At 53.1% G+C, this 25013-nt stretch carries 24 protein-coding genes; 7 read left to right on the top strand and 17 right to left on the bottom strand.

What is annotated here, in order from left to right; translation table 11 throughout:
• Positions 1-13: 13 nt before the first annotated feature.
• Positions 14-913, bottom strand: coding sequence for a (2E,6E)-farnesyl diphosphate synthase (gene ispA / locus ACFK9X_RS06550; RefSeq protein WP_151115910.1), 900 nt, complete (start codon positions 911-913; stop codon positions 14-16).
• The gene (gene xseB, locus ACFK9X_RS06555; protein WP_001124944.1) at positions 914-1156 is read right to left on the bottom strand and encodes an exodeoxyribonuclease VII small subunit; all 243 of its coding nucleotides are present in this window, start codon (positions 1154-1156) and stop codon (positions 914-916) included.
• Positions 1157-1365: 209 nt separating this feature from the next.
• On the opposite strand from xseB, the gene thiI reads away from it, so the two are divergent.
• On the top strand, positions 1366-2814 hold the full coding sequence (gene thiI, locus ACFK9X_RS06560) for a tRNA uracil 4-sulfurtransferase ThiI (protein ID WP_151115912.1): 1449 nt from the start codon (positions 1366-1368) through the stop codon (positions 2812-2814).
• 43 nt (positions 2815-2857) lie between these two features.
• Here the strand turns inward: thiI and phnV are convergent, their stop codons facing one another.
• The 5 genes from phnV to phnR all read right to left on the bottom strand — a co-directional run bounded on the left by phnV (position 2858) and on the right by phnR (position 7566).
• Positions 2858-3655, bottom strand: coding sequence for a 2-aminoethylphosphonate ABC transport system, membrane component PhnV (phnV, locus tag ACFK9X_RS06565; RefSeq protein WP_000909791.1), 798 nt, complete (start codon positions 3653-3655; stop codon positions 2858-2860).
• 2 nt (positions 3656-3657) lie between these two features.
• On the bottom strand, positions 3658-4518 hold the full coding sequence (gene phnU / locus ACFK9X_RS06570; protein WP_000052713.1) for a 2-aminoethylphosphonate ABC transporter permease subunit: 861 nt from the start codon (positions 4516-4518) through the stop codon (positions 3658-3660).
• A gap of 2 nt (positions 4519-4520) precedes the next feature.
• Positions 4521-5630, bottom strand: coding sequence for a 2-aminoethylphosphonate ABC transport system ATP-binding subunit PhnT (phnT, locus tag ACFK9X_RS06575; protein WP_151115914.1), 1110 nt, complete (start codon positions 5628-5630; stop codon positions 4521-4523).
• 5 nt (positions 5631-5635) lie between these two features.
• Entirely contained in the window at positions 5636-6649 is a 1014-nt protein-coding gene (gene phnS, locus ACFK9X_RS06580; RefSeq protein ID WP_151115916.1) for a 2-aminoethylphosphonate ABC transporter substrate-binding protein, read from the bottom strand.
• Between the two features lie 197 nt (positions 6650-6846).
• Positions 6847-7566, bottom strand: a complete 720-nt coding sequence (phnR, locus tag ACFK9X_RS06585) for a phosphonate utilization transcriptional regulator PhnR (protein ID WP_000836268.1) — start codon at positions 7564-7566, stop codon at positions 6847-6849.
• A 139-nt stretch (positions 7567-7705) separates the two neighbouring features.
• On the opposite strand from phnR, the gene phnW reads away from it, so the two are divergent.
• Together phnW and phnX are read left to right on the top strand one after the other, a co-directional pair.
• Positions 7706-8809 carry a 2-aminoethylphosphonate--pyruvate transaminase gene (gene phnW / locus ACFK9X_RS06590; RefSeq protein ID WP_000203953.1) on the top strand — a complete coding sequence of 368 codons (1104 nt, stop codon included), beginning with the start codon at positions 7706-7708 and terminating at the stop codon, positions 8807-8809.
• Positions 8810-8818: 9 nt separating this feature from the next.
• Positions 8819-9628, top strand: a complete 810-nt coding sequence (gene phnX / locus ACFK9X_RS06595) for a phosphonoacetaldehyde hydrolase (protein ID WP_001526311.1) — start codon at positions 8819-8821, stop codon at positions 9626-9628.
• A 96-nt stretch (positions 9629-9724) separates the two neighbouring features.
• Here the strand turns inward: phnX and yajL are convergent, their stop codons facing one another.
• Both yajL and panE read right to left on the bottom strand, forming a co-directional pair.
• Positions 9725-10315 (bottom strand): protein deglycase YajL, encoded by a 591-nt coding sequence (gene yajL, locus ACFK9X_RS06600; protein ID WP_151115918.1) that lies wholly within the window; start codon positions 10313-10315, stop codon positions 9725-9727.
• On the bottom strand, positions 10281-11189 hold the full coding sequence (panE, locus tag ACFK9X_RS06605; protein ID WP_109167866.1) for a 2-dehydropantoate 2-reductase: 909 nt from the start codon (positions 11187-11189) through the stop codon (positions 10281-10283). The genes yajL and panE overlap by 35 nt, the downstream gene beginning before the upstream one ends.
• 125 nt (positions 11190-11314) lie before the next feature.
• Between panE and ACFK9X_RS06610 the strand changes: the two genes are divergently transcribed.
• On the top strand, positions 11315-11806 hold the full coding sequence (locus ACFK9X_RS06610) for a YajQ family cyclic di-GMP-binding protein (RefSeq protein ID WP_161126837.1): 492 nt from the start codon (positions 11315-11317) through the stop codon (positions 11804-11806).
• A gap of 46 nt (positions 11807-11852) precedes the next feature.
• Here ACFK9X_RS06610 and ACFK9X_RS06615 read toward each other — a convergent pair whose 3' ends face one another.
• Positions 11853-13217, bottom strand: a complete 1365-nt coding sequence (locus tag ACFK9X_RS06615) for an MFS transporter (protein ID WP_151115922.1) — start codon at positions 13215-13217, stop codon at positions 11853-11855.
• A gap of 524 nt (positions 13218-13741) precedes the next feature.
• Here ACFK9X_RS06615 and ACFK9X_RS06620 point away from each other — a divergent pair.
• Together ACFK9X_RS06620 and ACFK9X_RS06625 are read left to right on the top strand one after the other, a co-directional pair.
• Positions 13742-15253 carry an SEL1-like repeat protein gene (locus ACFK9X_RS06620; RefSeq protein WP_151115924.1) on the top strand — a complete coding sequence of 504 codons (1512 nt, stop codon included), beginning with the start codon at positions 13742-13744 and terminating at the stop codon, positions 15251-15253.
• 11 nt (positions 15254-15264) lie between these two features.
• Complete coding sequence (locus tag ACFK9X_RS06625) at positions 15265-16734, top strand: tetratricopeptide repeat protein (protein ID WP_151115926.1); 1470 nt, start codon at positions 15265-15267, stop codon at positions 16732-16734.
• A 47-nt stretch (positions 16735-16781) separates the two neighbouring features.
• Here the strand turns inward: ACFK9X_RS06625 and cyoE are convergent, their stop codons facing one another.
• The 7 genes from cyoE to ACFK9X_RS06660 all read right to left on the bottom strand — a co-directional run bounded on the left by cyoE (position 16782) and on the right by ACFK9X_RS06660 (position 24125).
• The gene (gene cyoE / locus ACFK9X_RS06630) at positions 16782-17672 is read right to left on the bottom strand and encodes a heme o synthase (protein ID WP_000971352.1); all 891 of its coding nucleotides are present in this window, start codon (positions 17670-17672) and stop codon (positions 16782-16784) included.
• A gap of 11 nt (positions 17673-17683) precedes the next feature.
• Positions 17684-18013 carry a cytochrome o ubiquinol oxidase subunit IV gene (locus ACFK9X_RS06635; protein ID WP_000019878.1) on the bottom strand — a complete coding sequence of 110 codons (330 nt, stop codon included), beginning with the start codon at positions 18011-18013 and terminating at the stop codon, positions 17684-17686.
• Complete coding sequence (locus tag ACFK9X_RS06640; protein ID WP_000179833.1) at positions 18013-18627, bottom strand: cytochrome o ubiquinol oxidase subunit III; 615 nt, start codon at positions 18625-18627, stop codon at positions 18013-18015. Before ACFK9X_RS06640 ends, ACFK9X_RS06635 begins: the two co-directional genes overlap by 1 nt.
• Positions 18617-20608, bottom strand: coding sequence for a cytochrome o ubiquinol oxidase subunit I (gene cyoB, locus ACFK9X_RS06645; protein ID WP_151115928.1), 1992 nt, complete (start codon positions 20606-20608; stop codon positions 18617-18619). Before cyoB ends, ACFK9X_RS06640 begins: the two co-directional genes overlap by 11 nt.
• Before the next feature lie 10 nt (positions 20609-20618).
• On the bottom strand, positions 20619-21575 hold the full coding sequence (cyoA, locus tag ACFK9X_RS06650) for a cytochrome o ubiquinol oxidase subunit II (protein ID WP_001239449.1): 957 nt from the start codon (positions 21573-21575) through the stop codon (positions 20619-20621).
• A 452-nt stretch (positions 21576-22027) separates the two neighbouring features.
• The gene (ampG, locus tag ACFK9X_RS06655) at positions 22028-23503 is read right to left on the bottom strand and encodes a muropeptide MFS transporter AmpG (protein ID WP_000098473.1); all 1476 of its coding nucleotides are present in this window, start codon (positions 23501-23503) and stop codon (positions 22028-22030) included.
• A 43-nt stretch (positions 23504-23546) separates the two neighbouring features.
• On the bottom strand, positions 23547-24125 hold the full coding sequence (locus ACFK9X_RS06660; RefSeq protein WP_001537832.1) for a lipoprotein: 579 nt from the start codon (positions 24123-24125) through the stop codon (positions 23547-23549).
• A 303-nt stretch (positions 24126-24428) separates the two neighbouring features.
• Here ACFK9X_RS06660 and bolA point away from each other — a divergent pair, with 303 nt between their 5' ends.
• The gene (gene bolA / locus ACFK9X_RS06665; RefSeq protein WP_151115930.1) at positions 24429-24746 is read left to right on the top strand and encodes a transcriptional regulator BolA; all 318 of its coding nucleotides are present in this window, start codon (positions 24429-24431) and stop codon (positions 24744-24746) included.
• The last annotated feature ends 267 nt before the right edge of the window (positions 24747-25013 follow it).

Here is a 25013-nt window from a genome sequence, read left to right on the forward strand (position 1 = left end):
TTGGATATGGGGTTTATTTATCACGCTGGATTATGTAGTTCGCTAGCGCTTCCAGTGCCGAGGTGTCCAGTGATTGCGCGGCCAGCTGATGTAACGACTGACGGGTGTCCTCTATCAGGTCCCGGGCTTTATTCCGGGCTTGCTCAAGACCCAGAAGTGCAGGGTAGGTACTTTTGCCAAGCTGCTGGTCTGCGCCCTGACGTTTACCTAACGTTGCAGTATCGCCCACCACATCCAGAATGTCATCCTGAACCTGGAAGGCAAGGCCGATACTCTCTGCATAGCGGTCAAGTATCGGCAGAGTATTCCGTCCTTTATCGCCCGCGCTCAACGCGCCAAGTCTAACGGCGGCGCGAATGAGCGCGCCGGTCTTATGGCGATGAATGCGTTCCAGCGCGTCCAGAGTGATCCGCTGGCCTTCTGCCGCCAGATCCAATGCCTGACCGCCGCACATACCGGCGATGCCGCTGGCGTTCGCCAGTTCGGCGATCATCGCGATACGATCGCGATCGGTGACTTCCGGCATCGGCGCGTCGCTGATAATGGCAAACGCCAGCGTCTGCAACGCGTCTCCCGCTAGGATTGCGTTGGCTTCGCCAAATTTAATATGGCAAGTCGGCAGGCCGCGACGCAAATCGTCATCGTCCATCGCTGGCAGGTCGTCATGGATCAGCGAATAGGCATGAATGCATTCGACCGCCGCAGCTGGCGCATCCAGCGTTGCCGTACTGACGCCAAACATTTGACCGGTGGCGTAAACCAGAAATGGCCGCAGGCGTTTACCGCCTAATAATGCGCCATACTGCATGGCTTCGACCACGGGAGTGTTCTGAAAGGGCAGTGGCGCGATAAAACGGCTCAGCGCCTGATTCGCTTGCGTTACGCAAGCCTGTAGCTGCTGCGTAAAGTCCATTTACTCATTATCCGCGATAAAAGGCTCAGGTGAAGCCTCTTCATTATCAGACAGCAAAATTTGCACGCGCTGTTCCGCCTGCTGCAGTTTTGCCTGCCCCTGACGCGCCAGTTGTACGCCGCGCTCGAATTCATTCAGCGCGTCTTCCAGCGGCAAATCGCCGCTTTCCAGGCGGGTAACAATATGTTCCAGCTCGCTCAGCGCAGTTTCAAAGCTGGCGGGCGCCTCATTTTTCTTCGGCATGATGACTGTTTGACTCTCTGTAATGGCAGCACAAGTCTATGGTAACGGACTCGCACTGATAAGCAAATAACGCGCAATGGTAAGGGGAAATGCGCAAGATGTCCGTGATGGTGATATACTTCCGCGCCTGGATGCAGCCGTAGGTATGGGCTGCTGTACTATTTCTCCACGACAAGCCTTAGATAGCTTGCTAAAGAACCATTGCCGCCATGAAGTTTATCATTAAATTGTTCCCGGAAATCACTATCAAAAGCCAATCTGTGCGTTTGCGCTTTATAAAAATTTTAACCGGGAACATCCGTAACGTTTTAAAGCACTACGATGAGACCCTCGCGATTGTCCGTCACTGGGATAACATTGAAGTTCGCGCCAAAGATGAAAACCAGCGTCTGGCGATTCGCGACGCGCTGACCCGCATTCCGGGGATTCACCATATTCTTGAAGTCGAAGATGTGCCGTTCACCGATATGCACGACATTTTCGAGAAAGCGTTGGCGCAGTATCGCGAACAGCTTGAAGGCAAAACCTTCTGCGTGCGCGTAAAACGTCGCGGTAAGCATGAGTTTAGCTCCATTGAAGTGGAGCGCTATGTTGGCGGCGGATTAAATCAGCATATTGAATCGGCGCGCGTGAAGCTCACTAACCCGGATGTGACGGTGCATCTGGAAGTGGAAGATGATCGCCTGCTGCTGATCAAAGGGCGTTATGAAGGTATTGGCGGTTTCCCGATTGGCACCCAGGAAGATGTGCTGTCGCTGATCTCCGGCGGTTTTGACTCCGGCGTCTCCAGCTATATGCTGATGCGTCGCGGCTGCCGCGTACACTACTGCTTCTTTAACCTTGGCGGCGCGGCGCATGAAATCGGCGTTCGCCAGGTGGCGCATTACCTGTGGAACCGCTTTGGCAGCTCCCATCGCGTGCGTTTTGTGGCGATTAACTTCGAACCGGTGGTCGGCGAGATTCTGGAGAAAGTTGACGACGGCCAGATGGGCGTGGTGCTCAAACGTATGATGGTACGCGCGGCGTCGAAAGTGGCGGAACGTTACGGCGTACAGGCGCTGGTGACCGGCGAAGCGCTGGGCCAGGTGTCCAGCCAGACGCTAACCAACTTGCGCTTGATCGATAACGTGTCTGACACGCTGATCCTGCGCCCGCTGATCTCTTACGATAAAGAGCACATTATCAACCTGGCGCGCCAGATTGGTACGGAAGATTTTGCCCGTACGATGCCGGAATACTGTGGCGTGATTTCAAAAAGTCCGACGGTGAAAGCCATTAAAGCGAAAATTGAAGCCGAAGAAGAAAATTTCGACTTCAGTATTCTCGATAAGGTGGTAGAAGAAGCGAACAACGTCGATATTCGTGAAATCGCCCAGCAGACCCAGCAGGAGGTGGTGGAAGTTGAAACCGTGAGCGGTTTTGGCGCCAACGATGTGATTCTGGATATCCGTTCTGTCGATGAGCAGGATGATAAGCCGCTGAAAGTGGAAGGCGTCGACGTCGTTTCGCTGCCTTTCTACAAGCTGAGCACTAAATTTGGCGACCTCGATCAGAGCAAAACCTGGCTGCTGTGGTGCGAACGCGGCGTAATGAGTCGCCTGCAGGCGCTCTATCTACGCGAGCAGGGGTTTGCCAATGTGAAGGTGTATCGCCCGTAATTCCTTTGCCGGGTGGCGGCTATGTCCTACCCGGCCTACCGTTTTATTTCTGCCCCAACCGTTTTGCAATGCGCTCCAGCTTCATCATCAGCAGCAGCGTAATGGCCACCAGCACAATGGTCAGCGCTGCGCCGTCGGCGATATTTCCACGGTCGGTCAGGCTAAAGATAGCTACCGGCAGCGTCGTCCAGCCCGGCGGATAAATCATCATCGTCGCGCCCAACTCCCCCATGGAGAGCGATAAACTCAGCGCCAGCGCTGACATCATCCACGGCATCAATAACGGCAACGTCACGTGACGCAGACGATACCAGGGCGATGCCCCCAGACTCGACGCGACGTTTTCAATATCGGCGGAAATTCGCGCCAGTCCGGTCGACACGTTACTGAAGGTAAAGGCGGAAATCAGCACAAAGTGCGCTGTCAGCACAATCCATAGGGTGCCGTTCATTTGCAATGGCCCCTGGCTGAAAGCAACCAGAATGCCCAGACCCACGGACACTGACGGAATCGCACTCGGCAGATAGAACACCATACTTAACCACTTCTGCGTTTTCACCCCATATTGACGCAGCGCCAGCGCCGCCCAAACGCCGCAAAGCAGCGCAAACAGGCTGGCGCAAAAGCCAATCGTGAGGCTGGCAAGTAGGGCATCCCATGCCGCACCGTGCAGAGCGTTAACAAAGTGGTTCAGCGTGAAGCCACTCGGCAGAATACCGTTCCACTGCTGGCTAAGGCTGGACATCAGAATCACCGCCAGCGGCAGGAAAAAGAACACGATAAACAGTACGCTAGCCACAACGCCCGCCGCTGCGCGTCCTTTAGGTGACCAAATTAGCATGGCTAGCTCCTTACGCCGGTACGCGATGCCGCCAGGCGATAGAGGGAGAACAGCCCCAGCGACAAGACAATGTTAATCAACGCAATCATGCAGGCGACCGTATAGTCGGACTCCAGAATCGCTTTGCTGTAAACCATCATCGGCAGGGTGTTAACCCCTTTCGCGCCAATAAACAGTACGATGCCGAACTCGTTAGTGGTCAACAGTAGGCACAGGCTGCCACCAGCCATCAGCGCCGGTAGCGCCGCCGGGAAAATCACCTGCCCAATCACCCGTAACGGGTGCGCCCCCAGAATACTGGCTGCCTCTAGCTGGCTTTTATCAATTTGCCGCAGCGCGGCCATCAGTGGCCGCATCACCAGCGGAGTGAACACCGTGATCTCCGCCAGAATGACGCCCTGCATCGAGTAGAGAAAATCCACCGGCGGTAGCTCAAAGGCAAACAGGCTCATCAGCGCACCGTTGAGCAGACCCGCTGACCCATAAATAAAGGTGAACGCCAGCGTAATCAGGAAGGTCGGCAGCGCAATAAAAGTATCGACGACCCGACCAATCAACTCGCTGCCGGGGAAAGGAATAAACACCAGAATCAGCGACATCACGCTGCCCAGCAGCAGGCAACCGGCGGTGGCGAAAAAGGCGATTTGCAACGTGTTCAGCAACGCGCCGACAAAGCGTTTCGAGTCGACCACCTGCCGGAAGGTCTCGAGCCCGATCTCGCCATTGGCACCGCGTAGCGCCTGTTCAACGATGAGCGACAGAGGCCAGAAAAACAGCGTCGCCAGCACCAGCAACGGGAGCAGCAGCCACAGCAGTGGGCGTAGGTTAAGCGCCGGTTTTTCCAGAGGTAAAATGAGTGACATGGTTATACCTCAATCAGGACCGCATCATCCGGTTCGAACCACAGCGCCAGCTTGTCGCCCACGCGCGGCAGCGGATTGACATGCGTCAACACCATCCGCACCGTTTCGCCAGCAACGTCACACAGCAGATGGGTTAAATCGCCCTGCCAGTGCACCGATTGCAGTGTGGCGTTGAAGCGGTTGCTGTAGGCCGAACGCGGCGTCAGGCTGAGGTGCTGAGGACGAATGCACAGCAGTTTGTTGTAACCGTGGTGGCTGCCCCGGCTGAACGCGCGAATCACCGCACCGCCGCAGCTGGCGTCCACCAGCCCCGGAGCCTCCGTTATCCCCAGCGCGATGGCGGAGAGAATATTGGCGCGACCTAAGAATTCGGCGGCAAAACGATTGGGCGGATGCTGATATAGCGCGCGGGTTTCGCCGTGAGCAATCAGCGAGCCATCCTTCATAATGCCGATTTTATCGGCCAGGGTGAGCGCTTCCGTTTGATCGTGGGTGACGTAGAGAATAGTGAGTTCCGGCAGCTCACGGTGAAGACGGGCGATTTCTTCCACCATATTATGACGAATCTGTGCGTCCAGCGCTGACAGTGGTTCATCCAGCAACAGCACGCGCGGGCGCACGGCAATCGCGCGGGCGATGGCCACGCGTTGCTGCTGGCCGCCGGAAAGTTGATGCGGATAACGGGTGGCGTAATCACTCATGCCAACCGTTTTCAGCGCCTGCGTTACACGCTCATTAATTAGCGCCTTTGGCTGCTTCTGCGCACGCAGGCCAAAAGCGACGTTGTCTTCCACTTTCAGATGCGGGAACAAGGCGTAGTTCTGCACCACCATCGCCAACCCGCGTTTATAGGGTGGCAGATGGGTGACGTCCGTATCGCCAATCAGAATACGACCGCCTGCAGGTTGCACAAAGCCCGCAACCGCACGCAGCACCGTCGTTTTTCCAGATCCTGATGGGCCAATCAGCGCCAGCACTTCGCCAGGTTCAATCGTCAAAGAGAGCGGTTTAAGCACCACGTTGCCGTGATACGCAACGCGCAGCGAGTCGAGGACTATCCCCGATGTCCCCTGCGATGCAGGGGCGTGAACGGTGGTCGTTTTCATCAGCATCAGGCTTACTCGCTTTCGGTCACTTTGTGCCAACGGCTAATATCTGCCGACAGCGAAACGGCTACGTCATCCCAATTTGGCTGCCAGCTCTGCACGCCTTCTAACGCGGCAGTGGCGGCCTTGTAATGTTCGTCGCTCGGCGTCACGTCGCTGCGTACCGGCATTCCCCAGGAGAGTTTGCTGACGCGAGTCTGCGCTTCTTTACTCAGCAGGAAGTTAATCAGCTTTTTACCATTTTCACTCTGCGGTGCCCCCTGGACCAGGCCAATGACATAAGGGATGGCCAGCGCGCTGCGCTCGCCTTTGTCGTTGGCCGGCCAGAAGATTTTCACGTTCGGGTTACGTTCCATCTGCGCGAGGTTCATTTGCAGGTCGCCGTTAGCGACGTAGATTTCACCTTTATTAACCAGCGCGGTTAGCTTGCCGGTAGAGGCAGATGGCCCGACGTTATTGGCCTGCAGCTTGCCGAGATACGCAAAACCGGCATCTTTACTGCCGAAGCTGTGGAAAGCCTGCAGCATCACCGCCGTGCCGTCAGCGGCCTGACCTGGCGTGGAATACTGGAGTTTATTTTTGAATTTACCGTCAAGCAGATCCTGCCAGCTCGCCGGGGCAGTTTTCAGCAGCTTGCTGTTGTAGATAAAGCTCAGATAGTTCTTTACCAGCGGCGAATAAAGGTTGTTGGCATCGGGGATAGCCGAGGCGGCGTCGGTGTTAAAGTTCGCCAGCAGCTTTTCGGCGGCGGCGCGCTGAATGAATGGCGGCGCGGTTACCAGCACGTCGGCCTGCGGATTCGTACGCTCTTTTGCCAGACGTTCCACTACCACGCCACCACCGCCTTCAACATAGCGTACGGTAATGCCGGTCGCTTTGGTGAATGCGTCAAACTGCACCTGGTACCAGCTGTTATCGCCATCGTGCAGCCCGTCGATGGAGTACACCGTGACCACTGATTCCGCCCATGACGGGGCGCTGGCGAGAGCGAAGACAGACAGCAGAGCAAGTCGGGAAAGTTTCATCGTAATAGCCTCATAGCGTACGTTGCATTTTCTGGCCTATACCAGGTTTGCTTTTTACGCTAAACGGCTTATATGACAAAACGATGAAAGAGAAATAAATCAGTCCACGCCGGATGATGCTGCGCTTATCCGGATAGCCGTGAGACGATACGATTGACAGGCCGGATAAGTCCCGCAGCCAACATCCGGCGCACCCGCTAGTGGGTATCTACCTCAATGCGCAGGCTGTCGTGACGCCAGTATTCGATATCCAGATCCAGCACTCGCCCGTGTTGATCGTAGTTCAGACGGCGCAGCAACAGCGCCGGGCGTCCTTCCATAACTCCCAGCGCCTGTGCGGCCTGCGCAGGCATGGCGGTGGGGTAGAACGACAGATGCATGCTGGTATAGACGAGGTTGTAGTGCGACTCGTATACCTCGGTCAGGCTGCCGTTGAGATCGTACTGCAGCAGCTCAGGCACGCGGGCGGGCAAACAATGGTTTTCGCAGTAGCACACGGCGCGGCCATCGGCGTAACGCAGACGGGTCAGCAGATAGATTTGATCAAACGGCTGGAGCTGGAGGGGCTCCATGACCTCGACAGGCACGGTGGTTAACACGCCGCTCAGTAGCGCGGTTTTTGGCTCCCGCCCCTGCTCGCGGCAAAGCTTATGGAAGTTGGTGTTCTGGGTCGGATCCAGCCACAGGCGTTCCGGCGTAACGAACCAACCGCGACGATCGGCGCGCCAGATAAGCCCACTGGACTCCAGCTGCGCCAGGCTTTCGCGAATAGTAATGCGCGTGGTGTTGAAGATCGCGCACAGTTCGCGTTCAGACGGCAGTTTATCACCGCTTTTCAACGCACCGCTCTGAATACGCGCCTGAAGCTGCGCCTTGATCAACAGGTACTGCGGGATATCGCCCGGGATAGATTTCATGCTTACTCGCTTCCGTTTTGCCTGCCGCCATTATACAAGCAGAGATGAATTTTTTGTTGCAGCGCGATTTTCTCTTTGCCCCGTCGCGGCAAAGATCGTCATGATAAATGCAATCTGGTATAGACCAAAGGTAAATAACATGACTTCGCGTAACTATCTGCTGCTGACTCCTGGCCCGCTCACCACCTCTCGTACCGTGAAAGAAGCGATGTTGTTCGATAGCTGTACCTGGGATGATGATTACAATATCGGCGTGGTGGAACAGATCCGCCAGCAGCTAATCGCACTGGCAACGGCCTCCGAAGGCTACACCTCCGTACTGCTGCAAGGCAGCGGCAGCTATGCTGTGGAAGCCGTACTGGGCAGCGCATTGGGTCCGCAGGATAAGGTGCTGATCGTCAGCAACGGTGCATACGGCGCACGAATGGTCGAGATGGCCGGCCTTATGGGTATAGCCCATCACGCTTACGACTGCGGCGAAGTTGCGCGCCCGGACGTGCAGGCGATCGACGCGATCCTCAACGCCGACCCGACGATCAGCCATATCGCCATGGTGCATAGCGAAACGACCACCGGGATGCTCAACCCCATTGATGAGGTGGGCGCTCTGGCGCATCGCTATGGCAAAACCTACATCGTTGACGCCATGAGCAGCTTCGGCGGCATCCCCATGGATATTGCAGCATTACACATCGACTATCTGATCAGCTCCGCTAATAAATGCATCCAGGGCGTGCCGGGTTTTGCCTTTGTGATTGCCCGCGAGCAAAAGCTGGCCGCGTGCAAAGGGCGTTCCCGCTCGCTGTCGTTAGATCTCTACGCCCAGTGGCGCTGCATGGAGGATAACCACGGCAAATGGCGTTTTACTTCGCCCACTCATACCGTCCTGGCGTTTGCACAGGCGCTGAAAGAGCTGGCGAAAGAAGGTGGCGTGGCGGCACGTCATCAACGCTATCAGCAAAATCAGCGCAGTCTGGTGGCCGGAATGCGGGCGCTGGGCTTTAACACGCTGCTGGATGACGAACTTCACTCGCCCATTATCACCGCCTTTTATTCACCGGAAGACCCGCAGTATCGCTTTAGCGAATTTTATCGCCGCCTCAAAGAGCAGGGCTTTGTTATCTATCCTGGCAAAGTGTCGCAAAGCGACTGCTTCCGCATCGGCAACATTGGCGAAGTATATGCCGCCGATATCACTGCCCTGCTGACCGCCATTCGTACCGCCATGTACTGGACGAAATAAGGAACCATGATGAACCGTATTCACGCTGTTATTCTCGACTGGGCGGGCACCACCGTCGATTTTGGCTCCTTTGCGCCGACGCAAATTTTCGTCGAGGCGTTCCGTCAGGCATTTGATGTGGAGATCACCCTCGCCGAAGCACGCGTGCCAATGGGGCTGGGTAAATGGCAACACATTGAAGCGCTGGGAAAATTACCTGCTGTTGACGCGCGCTGGCAGGCAAAGTTTGGTCGCTCCATGAGCGCAGCAGATATTGATGCCATCTACGCCGCTTTCATGCCGTTACAGATTGCTAAAGTTGTCGATTTTTCTTCTCCTATTGCCGGAGTTATCGACACGATCGCGGCGCTACGAGCCGAGGGCATTAAGATAGGCTCCTGCTCCGGTTACCCACGAGCGGTGATGGAGCGCCTGGTTCCCGCCGCCGCCGGGCATGGCTATCGTCCGGATCATTGGGTGGCAACGGACGACCTGGCCGCAGGTGGTCGCCCGGGGCCGTGGATGGCGCTGCAAAACGTGATTGCGCTGGGCATTGATGCGGTCGCGCACTGTGTGAAGGTAGATGATGCCGCGCCGGGCATTAGCGAGGGGCTTAACGCGGGGATGTGGACGGTGGGGCTGGCGGTATCGGGTAACGAATTCGGCGCAACATGGGACGCCTATCAGACAATGTCGAAAGAGGACGTTGCGGTCCGCCGCGAGCACGCGGCCAGCAAGCTGTACGCCGCCGGGGCGCATTACGTGGTGGATTCACTGGCGGATTTACCTGGGGTGATTGCGCATATTAATGCGCGTCTGGCGCAGGGCGAACGCCCGTAAAATAACTGCCGGATGGCGCTGTCGCTTATTCGGCCTACAGACTGTACCGTTTTGTAGGCCGGATAAGGTGTTTACGCCGCCATCCGGCAATCATTCTTACTCGTAGTAGTTATAAATCCCCGCCGCCATCACCAGTTGCGAAGCCACTTCATGCGCTTTTTCACGACCAGCCAACAAGTCGATGATTTTCAAGCCAAAATCGATAGCGGTACCAGGTCCCTGGCTGGTTAATAATTTTACCCGCGCATCCCACACCACACGCTTATCCTGCCACTGTTCGGCGGGGATCTTATCTTTCAGCGCCGGAAAACCGGTCATATTGCCGATAGGGAAGATATCGTGCGGCACGAGCACTGTAGCGGCTGCGGCGCAAATGGCTGCGACAATGCGCCCGGAGCGGTGAAACTGTTTTACGGTTTCGACCAGCAGCGGGCTGTCGCGAAAGCACTCGGCGCCTTTAATTCCGCCGGGCAACACGATGATGTCATAATCGCCGTCGGCAACTTCAACCAGCGGCGCATCCGCCAGTAGCTTCACGCCGCGTGAGCAGACAATCGTCAGGTTGCCATCGCTGGCGACGCTGGCGGTAGTGACGTGGATTCCGCCGCGAACCAGCAGATCGATAGTGGTGACCGCTTCGGTCTCTTCACTACTAGGGGCGAGGCATACCAGTGCCTGAGCGCTCATACTCACTCTCCTTTCGCTTTACCATTTCAAACAGGCGGCTATTTTCCGGAACGGCGAGACCGTGCACGCGGGCGCGCTTGAGTAAATAACCGGTGATGTAGTCAATTTCGGTATGGCGCATAGCGCGCACGTCCTGCAACATGGATGAGATGTTTTCTGCCGTACTGTCAATCACTTGCTCAACATAATAGCGTAAATCGTCTGCCGATGTGTGGTAGCCTTCACGTTCAATCACGGCGGCGACCTCTTCGCAAATTGCGTTAATTTCATCAGTATGATGGCGCAGCTCGCCGTTCGGGCAGTTCCAAAGCGCGGTGAGCGGGTTGATAACACAGTTGACGGCCAGTTTGCGCCACATCTCTGCGCGGATATTGTTATGCCAGGCGACATCGGGCAGTACCCCCTGCAGGATATCGGCGAGATAACTGTAATCGCCGTCTTGCTCGCGCGCCGGGCCAATATGCGTAGTACCGTTAGCGACATGAATAATGATATTACCGTCGCGGCGCGCAGCATGGGTGATAGTCCCCATCAACATCGGCTGTTGGATATTTTGCAGCTCTTCTATGGTTCCCATTCCATTATGAATGAGCAGGATAGGCGACGTCACCGGTAGGGTTGACGCCAGGGTTCGTACTGCGTCGGAAACCTGCCACGCTTTCAGCGTGACTAACAACAGTTCGCTCTTCGCCAAAAAATCCGGATCGTTTGCCGTCAGTGATTCGTTGAAAAAGGAACCATCGGTATCGATCAGATTTACGCTGCAATAAGGTTGTGGCACTCGTAGCCAGCCCTGTACGTCATGTCCGTGTTTGCACAGTGCCGAAAGCCAAAGTTGTCCTAAGGCTCCGCATCCCAGTACAGTAATTTTCATTGTTCCTCCTCACCTGCAACAGCGCCAGGTGTTATGGCGCTAATTATAGCGTCATCAGCTAAGCTTCTCGTTAAGCCTCGTTGCAGGTATTATGCAACGCAACGAAAATGAAGGGAGAAGAAAAGATGCCATCTTTCGATATTGTTTCTGAAGTTGATCTGCAGGAAGCGCGTAACGGCGTGGATAACGCGGTTCGCGAGGTTGAGTCTCGTTTTGACTTTCGTGGCGTAGAGGCGACTATTGAACTGAACGATGCCAATAAAACCATCAAGGTGCTGAGCGAGTCCGATTTCCAGGTCAATCAGTTGCTCGATATTCTGCGCGCCAAGCTGCTTAAACGCGGTATTGAAGGCGCTTCGCTGGATGTACCGGACGAGTTCGTGCATAGCGGTAAAACCTGGTATGTGGAAGTGAAGCTGAAGCAGGGCATTGAAAGCGCCGTGCAGAAGAAAATCGTCAAGCTGATTAAAGACAGCAAACTGAAGGTGCAGGCGCAAATTCAGGGGGAAGAGATTCGCGTGACGGGCAAATCACGTGACGATCTGCAATCGGTAATGGCGCTGGTTCGCGGCGGCGATTTGGGCCAGCCGTTCCAGTTCAAAAACTTCCGCGATTAAGTTGTTATGCCGGATAGAGCCTCGCCGCCATCCGGCAATAAAGCATTCATCCTTTGCTGATAAGCTGTTCAACTTCAAAGCGATTGGTCACTTTGCTGTCGATTTTGACGTAAGCGGAATGCTCTTCCGCCACGATCAGCGCTTCGCTTACGCCTTTCATTGCCAACAGTCGCTGTTTTAGCCTGTCGTCAGCAACGATATCCGCTGGAATTTCCACGCGCAGGCTGCTGACATAGGGCGGCTCTTTCATGGTACTTGCCACCGCCAGCCATACCATCGCCAGTACGGCCCCGGCAAGGAAAACGGTTTGCCCATCAAACGTGCCATCTATCCAGCCGCCCAGCGAGCCGCCAAGCGCCACGCCAAGAAATTGACTGGTAGAATAGACGCCCATCGCCGTTCCTTTATACCCCGCGGGCGATTCTTTGCTAATCAGCGAAGGCAGCAGCGCCTCCATCAGATTAAAGGCGAGGAAAAAGAGTTGTACGCCAATCACCAGCTCCCAGAAATGTTGGCCCGCTCCCCACAACACGATTTCTGCGACGACAATGAGCCCCACGCAGAACAGGAATACCTGCTTCATCCGCCGTTTGACTTCAGCATAGATAATAAAAGGCACGACGGCGGCAAAGGCGATCACCATGGTTGCCAGATACGCCTTCCAGTGTTCGGCGGCAGGGAAACCGGCATCGGCAAGCTGGCCGGGCAGGGCGACAAAGGTGGACATCAATAAAATATGCAGACACATAATGCCGAAATTGAGCTTGAGCAGCCTCGGCTCCGCCAGCACTTTACTGAAGCTGCCTTTGACCATCCCGGATTCGCGATTCAGCACATGGTTAGTACTGTTGGGAACCACCCAGATCGTCAGAAGAATGCCCAGAGTGGCGAGGGCGGCGATCATCCAGAACAACGCGTTCAATCCCAGACTATGGGTAACGATCGGCCCTAATACCATCGCAATCGCGAAGGTGATACCAAAGCTGACGCCGATAAACGCCATCGCTTTGGTGCGGTTTTGCTCGCGGGTGAGGTCAGACAGGAGCGCCATGACGGCGGCGGCAATAGCGCCGGACCCTTGTAGCGCTCGCCCCAGAATAATGCCCCAGATTGAGTGGGAGAGCGCGGCAATGACGCTACCCGCGACAAATACCGCCAGTCCGCCGACAATCAGCGGTTTACGGCCAATGCGGTCGGACAGCAGCCCAAAGGGAATTTGAAAGATAGCCTGCGCCAGCCCGTAAATGCCGATCGCAATGCCGATTAATGCTTCGCTGGCGCCCTGTAGCGCCATACCGTATGTGGTCAGTACTGGTAGAACCATAAACATACCCAGCATACGCAACGAAAAGACGGTCCCTAAACCCCATGTGGCGCGCAGCTCCCCTGGCGTCATTTTATAATCGTTCATTGCCACCTCTGTATAAAAGCTGGGAGTAGTGTAGTGCGGGGAGTGTGCCGGGTAAATAGAGGGTTAATTAGCAAATATTATGTTTTTGAAACAGTTGAGCTAAAAAAGAGATAAATTGTTAACACGATAGGGGCGATCGGGAGAGTCAGCATAGCCTTGTGCTCATTCATATTCCGATCTCCTTGAGCTGTAGTGGCTATCTGAGCCATCTCAGTATAGTGTAGCGGTTAGCCACGGCCTTCAGGCTGTGTACGCTGTTGCTCCATGTAGCAATAGCAGACTCGTCAAGTCAGACTGTCAGCGAACCGCGCTGCTGGCCGGTGGGTGACTTTAAACTTTTGCTTTGCCATAGGAAGCCGATTCTGAAACGATGGCAATGATCAGAACCGTCCATCTCCTGAAAATTTGATTTATTCAACAACGCCGAGACTGATAGCAAACTTTCCGCGTGATGGCGCGCGTTTATCAGGCAGAAGGTTCGTCAGCAGTCGCATTTATTATATTATTCAAGGAGTGAATTCGTTATGGAAATTAAATTTTTATCATTATGTATTTTAGCGGGTGTTTTATTTGTTAGCCAGGTGAATGCTTCAGCGAACAACGGTAAAGATGATGTAAAATATGCTGCGCTTACCCAGAAGGATCTTGATGCTTTGCCTGTGGAAAAAAGAGCTTCGGTTCTGGATGAACTGGGGTTTATCCATGAATACGGCCTTAATGTACCGATGAATCGCGAACAGGCGTTGCAGTATTACAAGCAGGCCTGTGAGCTTGGCGGTAACTACGGCTGTTATAATGTGAAGTATGCCTATCAGTATGGCGACGGAGTGGCCAAAGATAGCGCTCAGGCCAATAAGTATGCTAAGAAAATGAATCTGGATAATTTATTGATTGAGCAAGAATATATTGATAAGTTTTCGCAAGAAATTTTCACGGCAAAAGTATTGGCCGATACGGATAAATCGCAGCGACCAGAATTTATTAATGCACTATTTAATTTTCTAAATAATAGGCCAGAGAGCGATGCGCTTTTTTTTAGTCGTATCGGATTTAATCAGGAAAAAACGTTCCGCCTTGCTACGCTATGGGTGCAGGACGGCGATCCACAAATGGATTATCAACTGGGGTTACTCACCCTTAATGATTTCTCTGGTCATTATGTGGATGAGCCTTATAAAGCCAGGCCGGCCTCGTTGAAATGGTTTCGCGCCGCCGCGGAAAAAGGCGTCGTTGAGGCCCAATCTCTCTTGGGGGGTATTTATTCGGGGGGAGAGGGCGATGAGTGGGGGATTAAGCCAGACATTCAGGAAGCACAAAAATGGTATGGACAGGCGGCTAAGCAGGGGGACAGCGATGCACAGATTGCGTTAGGTAAAATCTATTATTCTGGCGTAACAGGGCGCACTGATTACGTTAAAGCGCTGGCATTATTTACGCAGGTTGAAAATGATGGCACTAATTCGCGCTCAACGATGCCGTTGAGTTGGATGTATTATAACGGTTTAGGTACTGCACCTGATTGTGATAAAGCCTGGTCGTATTACAAGAAAGCATCTCGATATGTAGGTAAGATGGTTGAGGAAAAAATATTTTTAAGTAAGTGCGCAGCGGATATTCAGAGTCGAAAAAACAACGCGGATGCTTTACCTAAAGTAACGCTAAAAAAAGAGAGTGTTTTCTCTCGCGGGATAACGGCTAAACCGAAAGAATGCGCACTAATTTTTCAGATTGGCACAGATAAAATCCGTAACATGGCGAATTTGCATATTACGCTTGAGCTGAAAAATGATGATGGAATGGCAACTGAGGAAACGTTGATGATTCCGCCATTCGGTTTGAATACTCTGGGGATAGATATGCAAAATCATGATGTTGATCCTCTCATTACCACATACGATCTCCCGCTGTATATGCAAGATTTTTGTCACGGGATCGGCGATATCCATTTTACGCTGAAATCCGCTACGGCAACGATTAACGGTAAGAATGTCGATTTACTGAAAGCTGATAGTGTGCGCTTTTTAGATAAAGAATAAGGGAATGAAAAATGATAAAACGGAAATGGAGTATTTTGTTTCTGCTTGGGCTTTCTTTCGCATCGGTATGTCAGGCAGGTGATGATATTGACGCGTTGTATAGCCGTATTGCGCAGAAAGATATTCAGGCGCTAAATGAGCTAAAAGCGTTAGCCAAAGATAATAATGCTCAAGCGCTGGCGGAGTTGGGGTTTATTTATGAGTACGGCGTTGCTGTGCCGAAAGATACGATACAGGCTATCAAGTATTATGAGCAGGCTTGTCATGTTGAAGAACCCTATGGCTGCTACAACGCTCGTTATTTTTATCTGCATGGCCTGGGGGTGATGCAGGATGACGTTTTGGCAAAAGAGCTTGCGGATAAAACCAGTAAAGCAGACACCGATACTGATGCGCAGACGGTGACGCGCCTGATAGCCGACGAAATAGATACGGCAAAGCAAGCCGCGGAAAGCGATATTACTCAGCGTTCCCGGTTTATTGAAACATTACGCCAGTATGCCAGCGGCGGGAGCGCGATGGCCGCGCTCATCACGCGCCTGGGTTATTCAAAGGCGGATATCCTGCACCTTGCGGAGCTGTGGGCGCAGGAGAGAGACCCTGAACTTAACTTTATCGTTGGTAGCCTCTATGACTCTGGTTTTGTTGAGGTCGACGATAAAGAGGCGCGTTCGTTGCAATGGTTCCGCAAGGCTGCTGAATTGGGCCAGGCTGATGCGCAGAATATACTCGGTTACTTCTACTTGAATGGAAAACGAGGGATTAAGCGCGATCTGCAGAAGGGGGTGCAGTGGTACGAGTTGGCGGCTGCGCAGGGTAATGTCGATGCGCTCATAAATCTTGGTGAGATCTATTACTCCGGGACGCAGGTTCCGCTTGATTACGCTCGGGCGTTTGAATTCTTTGAACGGGCGGCGAAGATGGGCAAGTCTCGCGCTTTAAACTATCTTGCCTGGATGTATACCAACGGTCAGTTTGTCGACACGGATTGCCGGAAGGCAGCGGAGTTGTTTGCTCAGGGGCGAACAAGTTTTGCAGACGATCCCCATTTTCAGGTGACCTGCGAAAAAGACCGACAGGCCCGCGCTGAGGCTGTGGCAATGCGTGAAAAGAATTTGCCGAAGTTAACCTTCAATCGTGATCGTGTTTTCGGTGCGAGCCAGGGCAGCGGCTATGCATGCGAGCTGGAGTTTGTCGTCAAAACGGACAGAATCAGCAGTATAGAGAATTTGCGCGTCTCACTGACGCTGAAAAATAAGGCCGGGGCGATGTCACAGCAGGTTATCGCATTTGAGCCTTTTGGGCTAAATACGCAGGACCGCAATTTACAAGGGTATAAGTCTGATACGCTCCGTGAATCGACATTACAACCTATCTATCAGCCGGAATTTTGCGATGTTGATAGCTATAGCGTGACTGCTGTGACGGGAATGGTTAACGGTAAAGAGATGGATATGCTTAAGGCAGGCGTTTTTCTGTAACTGCGAGCGAAAATAATGGCGTATCAAGCGATACGCCATTAAAAGTCTTACCAGACGTAAGTCAGCAGATTCTGCGAATTCGGCACCATAAAATCAACGGACATCATGATACTCAGCGCGGTAATCGCAATGATAGAGAAGCCGAACAGCTTGCGCGCCCAGACCTTATCATCTTCCACTTTGTAACCGCGTAGCGCCATGCCGAGCCACCAAACGCTGACCGCCGCGGCGACCACCAGGTATTTGTAACCGGCATAACCGCCCAACGTGAGCATTAGCGTTGCAACGGCAAACGCAATGATATACAGCGTGATGTGGTTTTTAGCGACTGAGATTCCTTTTACCACCGGCAGAACCGGGATATTGGCCGCCTGATAGTCCTTAAAGCGGAAAATGGCGATGGCGTAAGAGTGCGGCATCTGCCAGAGGCTGAAAATAGCCAACAGGATCGCCGCGCCGCTGTCAAAGTCGCCCGTTACGGCGCAGTAGCCAATCACCGGCGGCGCTGCGCCGGAGAGAGAACCAATCAGCGTTCCGTAGACGGAGTGACGCTTCATGTACAAGCTGTACACGCCAACGTAGACCACGAAGCCCATTACCCCCAGCCAGCAGGCCAGAGGATTGGCGCCAAACCACAACAGCATAAAGCCAGCAATACCCAGCAGGGTGGCGTATACCAGCGAGACGCCAGGAGAAATCAGGCCTTTGACCAGCACCCGATTCTTGGTCCTTTCCATCTTCCTGTCGATATCCCTGTCGATGTAGTTGTTAAATACACAACCCGACGCCACAACCAGTGACACCCCGACCAGCGTATAAATGAACAGGGGATAGTCAATGCTGCCCTTTGAGGCCAGCAGAAATCCCCCGATCACCGAGATCAGGTTGCCAAAGATGATGCCTGGTTTCGTTACTTGCAGGTATTGCTTAAACATCATACTCGCCGCTCTTAGTGCATCATCATGTTGTAGTTGAGGTTCCACATAATCCAGATGGAGCCCACAACCAGGATGGCGATGATCAGCACGGTAAAGATGAAGGCCGTCATGTTCCAGCCTTCATCAGATTTGGTGTTCATGTGCAGGAAACACACCAGATGCACCAAAATCTGCACCACTGCCATTGCCAGGATAGATCCCAGAATAACGGCCGGAGAGGCAGCGCCAGTCATCACCATCCAGAATGGAATAACCGTCAGGATGACCGACAGGATAAAGCCGGTCATGTACGTTTTTACGCTGCCGTGGGATGCGCCGCCGCTCTCGGTAGAATGACTCATTACATCGCCCCCATCAGATAAACAACAGTGAATACGCAAATCCAAATCACATCCAGGAAGTGCCAGAACAGGCTCAGACACATGATGCGGGTACGGTTAGTGCTGGTCAGACCGCGACGGGCAACTTGCACCATCAGCACCGCCATCCAGATCAAACCGGAAGTGACGTGCAGACCGTGCGTGCCGACCAGCGCGAAGAACGCAGACAGGAAGCCGCTGCGATCCGGGCCCATACCGTTAACAATCAGGTGATGGAATTCATAGAGTTCCATCCCGATAAATCCGGCACCGAACAAGAAGGTCAACGCCAGCCAGGAGATAACCTGGCTCTTGTTGTTCTTGTGCATGGCGATCGCCGCCATGCCGTAGGTAATGGAGCTAAATAACAGCAGGAAGGTTTCAACCAGAACGAACGGCAGTTCGAAAATGTCCTTACCTGTCGGGCCGCCAGCGGTGCCGTTTACCAGAACGGCATAGGTAGCAAACAGAATAGAGAACAGAATGCAGTCGCTCATCAGGTAGACCCAAAATCCGAAGATTTTGTTCTGGCCTGCGTCATGGTGCCCGTGTTCGTGCGCGTGGGCAGTCGCGTGCGTTAAAGTATCAGTTGCCATTTTTCAGCCCTGCCTTAGTAATCTCATCGAAATGCTGGTTTTCCAGTTTTTCGACTTCCGGGACCGGCACGTAGTAATCCACATCTTCATCAAAGCTTTTTACAATCCAGCTGATGATCATGCCTGCGAAACCCACTATCGCCAGCCACCAGATATGCCAGATCATGGCGAAGCCAAATACCGTCGCGAAGGCGGCGATAACAATACCGGCACCGCTATTTTTCGGCATATGAATCTCTTCATACTGTCCAGGCTGTTGGTACGCTTCGCCTTTTTCTTTCATTTCCCAGAAGGCGTCACGTTCGTGAACGTGCGGCACAACGGCAAAGTTATAGAACGGCGGCGGAGACGAGGTTGACCACTCCAGCGTACGGCCACCCCATGGGTCGCCGGTCAGATCGCGGTTCTGATCGCGGTCGCGAATAGAAACGAAGATCTGAATCAGTTGGCACAGGATACCCAGCGCAATCAGCGCGGCACCGGCGGCGGCAACCATCAGCATCGTATGGAACTGCGGATCAATTTGCTGGCTGAGGCGACGGGTCATGCCCATGAAGCCCAGTACGTACAGCGGCATAAAGGCTACAAAGAAACCGATAATCCAGAACCAGAAGGCGCGTTTACCCCAGGTTTCGTTCAGCTTGAAGCCAAACGCCTTCGGCCACCAGTAGGTCATACCCGCGAAGCAGCCAAACACCACGCCGCCGATGATCACGTTATGGAAGTGCGCAATCAGGAACAGACTGTTGTGCAGGACGAAGTCCGCGCCCGGTACCGCCAGCAGCACGCCGGTCATACCGCCGACCGAGAAGGTCACGATAAAGCCGATGGTCCACATCATTGCGGAATGGAAGACGATACGGCCCTGATACATGGTGAACAACCAGTTGAAGATCTTCACCCCGGTCGGGATGGCGATAATCATGGTGGTGATACCGAAGAAGGCGTTAACGTTCGCGCCTGCGCCCATCGTGAAGAAGTGGTGCAGCCAAACGATAAACGACAGTACGGTAATACAGACGGTCGCCCAAACCAGCGAGGTATAGCCGAACAGACGTTTACGCGAGAAGGTCGCTGCGATTTCGGAGAATACCCCGAAGACCGGCAGAATCAGAATGTACACTTCCGGATGGCCCCAGGCCCAAATCAGGTTGATGTACATCATCATGTTGCCGCCCATATCGTTGGTAAAGAAATGGGTGCCCAGATAGCGATCCAGGGTCAGCAACGCGACGGTAACCGTCAGAATCGGGAAAGAGGCGATGATCAGTACGTTGGCGCACAAAGAGGCCCAGGTAAAGACCGGCATCTTGAACATCGTCATACCCGGCGCACGCATCTTCAGGATCGTCACGAAGAAGTTGATACCGGTTAACGTCGTACCAATACCCGAGAGTTGCAACGCCCATATCCAGTAATCGACCCCGACGCTGGGACTGTACTCTATTCCCGATAGCGGCGGATAAGCCAGCCACCCTGTCTGCGCGAATTCACCCACGCCCAGCGAGAGGTTAACCAGAATAATGCCGACAACGGTGAACCAGAAGCTCAGGTTGTTCAGGAAAGGGAAAGCAACGTCGCGCGCGCCGATCTGCAGCGGAACCACTAGGTTCATCAGACCGATAACGAAGGGCATCGCCACGAAGAAGATCATGATTACGCCGTGAGCGGTAAAGATCTGATCGTAGTGGTGCGGCGGTAGAAAACCCGCTTCGCCTGCGGAGGCAAGCGCCTGCTGGCTACGCATCATGATGGCATCGGCGAAACCACGTAACAGCATCACAATCGCGACGATGATATACATGATGCCGAGGCGTTTATGGTCAACCGACGTTAACCACTCTTTCCATAGGTAGGTCCACTTACCGAAGTAAGTAATCGCTGCCAGTATCGCCAGTCCCCCGACGATAATTGCAGCGATCGTTACCATGACGATAGGTTCATGGAACGGTACTGCATCCAGTGATAATTTTCCGAACATCTTATCTTCCTCAACCCTTGGAGTTGGCGGATTCCGCGTGGCTCATGTCCATACCTTCCATTCCTTCATGCGAGCTGTGCTCACCTTCAGGTTGGGTCATGTCCATGCTCTTACCGTGGCCCATGAATTTGTTAATAACGTCCTTGAACAAATCAGGTTTCACGCTGGAGAAATATTCCACCTTGTTGTACTCGCTTGGCATAGCCACTTTCTCGAACGCCGCCATATCATTCATGGTGTTCGGAGACTGCTTCGCTTTTGCGACCCATTGGTCGAATTCTGCGCGGTCTTTGGTGGCGATAGCTTTAAACTTCATACCAGAGAAGCCCGGGCCGCTATAGCTGGCGGAGATGCCATCGTAGGTTCCGGGTTCGTTGGCGATCAGATGCAAACGTGTTTGCATACCGGCCATGGCATAAATCTGGCTACCCAGACGCGGGATAAAGAAGGAGTTCATCACGGAGTTGGAGGTCACTTTGAAATAAACCGGCGTGTTCGCCGGGAAGGCGATCTCGTTGACGGTGGCGATACCCTGCTCCGGATAGATGAAGAACCATTTCCAGTCCATGGAAACCACTTCGATGGTGATCGGTTTTTCGTCATGCGCCAGCGGCTTGCTTGGTTCAAGCGCGTGCGTGGTTTTCCAGGTCAGTACGGCAAGGAAAATGATGATTAAGATAGGCACCGTCCAGACCACGGCTTCCACTTTATTGGAGTGTGACCAGTTCGGACTATACTTCGCATCCTTATTACTCGCACGATACTTCCAGGCGAAACCAACAGCCATCAAGATGGCGGGAATAACGACGATCAACATCAGGCCAAATGCCGTCAGTATCAGCGAACGTTGCTCCAGTCCAATCTGTCCTTTGGGATCCAGCAGCGCAGAATTACAGCCACTGAGTAATGCAGTGCCTGCAATTAATGACAACCATCCCAAACTTTTATTGTATTTCCTGAGTCTCATTTAACGACCTCAATTCCACGGGACCTGGTGGCGTTTAAAGTGTAGGGGCATTTTACGGTAAGGTTACATTACTGTAAACATGATTGGTTCTGTGTTACCAAGTTCTGCCGCGCATGTCACATATGTTGCCAAGTATGTCGAAATAACTTTAAGACACTGTTGAAACTTTGCGTTATAACGGATGAGGTCTGTAAGTGGGATGTTGAGGGATAATTGGTATAACCAATGTAAAAATAAAACAATTACTTAACAATTTATTATCAATAAAAGGACAATCAACGGCAGAAATTTAAATTTAATCGGCTGAATCGTGTAAAGAATATAGGTAGCGTAGAAATTACCAATAATTTCCAAAATTCTGTTGCGCACAAAAAGACAGATATATTTTTTATCAATTGATGGTTATTTAGCCGTTATAATTCCGGGTCGTTATTACAACGGCAAATAATGTTTTAGAGCAGGCGTGTTTTTCGTAGCGCCAGGTAGTCCAGCAACCCGCCAAAGACAATGCCGCACACGGCAACCGCTACCGCAGTTTCAAGCAATCCGGACAGGAATGAGAAGTTAGTGTAATCCAACGCGTTCATGGTCAGCAGGAGTACCCAGACCGCCAGCAAAGCGACGCCCGCGAGCAGGATTGAAAGCGCGAAATTGTAGGCGCCACGGTATTGCGTGCGGGGAATGAAACGCTCGTTCTGCCAGCTATATTCCAGCGTTTGCCGACAGACCAGCAACAGTAACAGCCCGGGAACGGCGGCAACAACCGAGAAGAGGTAGAATGTCGGCCAGCCGTGCGCTTCAACGAACCAGCCCGCTACAGGACCAACATAAACCCGGCCTACTGCGGAGAGGGCCGACAGTAGGGCAAACTGTGTTGCGGAAAACGACTTATTACATAGCGTCATTAATAAGGCGACAAAGGCGGCAGTACCCATCCCGCCGCACAGATTTTCGAAAAAGACCGCCGCGCCCATGCTGAACATGTTTTTATCGGTAATGGAGAGCAACCAGTAACCGGCGTTGGACGCGCCTTGCAAAATGCCGAAAATCAGCAGCGCGCGAAACAGCGAAAGACGCTGCATTAATATGCCGCCGTATAACGCGCCGACGATTGTCGCCAACAGGCCCAGCGTTTTATTGACCACGCCGACTTCGCCGGCGTCAAAGCCGACGCCGCGAATCAAAAAGGTGGTGGTCAGGCTCATAGCGAAGGCGTCACCCAGTTTATAAAGCACAATGAGCAGTAAAATCAGCCAGGCGTTATTACGGCCAAAGAAATCGCGTAGCGGCGCGACGACGGCCTGTTCCAGCGATTTCGGGGACGGGATAGTATCGGTCGGTTCCGGCGCCAGTAAGGTGGCGATAATGCAGGGGATCAGCAATGCCGCCATCAGCCAGTACATGCCCTGCCAGCCGAGCCAGCGATCGGCCAGCCATAGCGCCAGTCCGCCGGAAACCAGCATCCCCAACCGGTAGCCAAGCACGCTGATTGCCGCGCCAGCGCCGCGTTCTTCTGCGGGTAAAACATCGGTTTTCCAGGCGTCGAACACGATATCCTGCGAGGCGGAGCAAAAAGCAATCACCACCGCCAGCGCCGCCATCCAGCGTAGCTGCGTGCCGGGTTCAAGAAATCCCATCGCCGCAATCGCCGCCAGTAATAACAGTTGGGTGGCGAGTAACCAACCGCGACGACGACCTAAAAAAGGCGGCGTGTAGCGGTCCATCAGCGGGGACCAGAGAAACTTAAACACATAGGCCTGACCAACCAGCGAGAAGAAGCCAATCGTTTTAAGATCGATATTCTCGACGGTCATCCACGCCTGTAGCGTACCGGAGGTGAGCGCCAGCGGGAGGCCAGAGGCAAAACCCAATATCAGCAGAATGGCTGAACGCGGTTGCTGGAAAATACGTAAATATTGACTTGACATAGGCATCTACAGACCCGGCTTCTGCCGGGTCTTGTTGTTGCTATTAACGGGCATTTTGCTTGATAAAATCGTGAATACTGGTGTCCTGAGACATATCAGCAATGGTATCGGTCAGAACGCTGTTTACCGCGTCGGCAATATTCTGGTTAGAGGCCTGGAACGCCCCTTCAATAGAGTAGTTGGCGCGATAGTTTTTGGTCATCTTGCTGCCATTTGCCGCGGTCGCAATAATCGCGATATCCGCTTTGGTCGCGATGTTGTAGCGCACGCTGCCCTGGGAAACATCAGCATACAGTTGGTTAACAATTATCTGCAGATTAACCGCGCCGTTAGGCCCGATCATATAGCCCCGCGCCGTCATCTGTTTTTCCAGGACTTCTTGTAACAGGAAGCGTAAATCGCGGGAGGCGGTTAACGTTACCAGCTGGTTGTTACGCGTGACTTTCGCTAACGCTTGATCCTGGCGTTGGTCCGCGCCGGTAATGCTAACGGTGACGCCCATCAGGCTCGGGTCCTGCTGTGGCAAGGTGATCTTCGGCGCGACGTCAATGGTCGTCGGCGGTGTGGCGCATCCTGCCAGCATAAACAGAGCGACTAACGGAAAGAGAAGTTTTTTTAACATATTCAGGCTCTCAATGACGCTTAAAACGTGATAGGTAAAAATTCCCGCCATCATAACACCGCTAACGGCGAGGGGAAGTGGTCAACGCAGGTAAATTCGTCGTAATGTCCGATTTGGTATTGATAACGGCGCGAGCGGGGATTTTGAGCGCTAAAAGAATGATTAAGGCAGTAAACTTCATACGTTTGGCTGAAATAATCAGACGAAAGCTAAATTTTTGTTGTCATGCTGTAATGGAAACGGTAAAAGCGGCTAGTATTTAAAGGGATGGGTGACATCACAGCGTTGTCGGAGGAGATTTTCATGATGATACGTGAGCAAATAGAAGAAAAATTAAGGACAGCGTTCGACCCCGTGTTTCTCGAAGTTGTGGATGAAAGCTATCGTCACAATGTTCCTGCAGGATCGGAAAGCCATTTTAAGGTCGTGCTGGTGAGCGATCGCTTTACAGGCGAACGTTTTCTTAATCGTCATCGGATGATTTACGGTACGTTAACGGCGGAACTCTCCACAACCGTACATGCGCTGGCACTGCATACTTATACCCTCAAAGAGTGGGAAGGGTTGCAGGGTACTATCTTCGCGTCGCCTCCTTGTCGCGGCGCGGGAAGCATCGCGTAGCAAAACGGATTTGCAACTACCTCCGCTTTTCCAGTATGTTGCTACAGAATTATGTGAAAACGGCCTGCGGGCCGTTTTGTTTTGTCTGAATTTTGAGCGTGTCGTACAGTATTCAGACAAAAATTAGCCGAGAATTGTGAAAACCGCCGCAGCATCGCACAATCACTGTTCTCGACTCACAAAAGTGATGCCGCTATAATGCGCCGTCTTATATATGAACGTCTTCGGGATGATTCTGACGACAGGGAATGTGATTGATTATGAGAA

It is taken from the genome of Salmonella sp. WC3, assembly GCF_042932255.1.
Lineage (GTDB): Bacteria > Pseudomonadota > Gammaproteobacteria > Enterobacterales > Enterobacteriaceae > Salmonella > Salmonella enterica.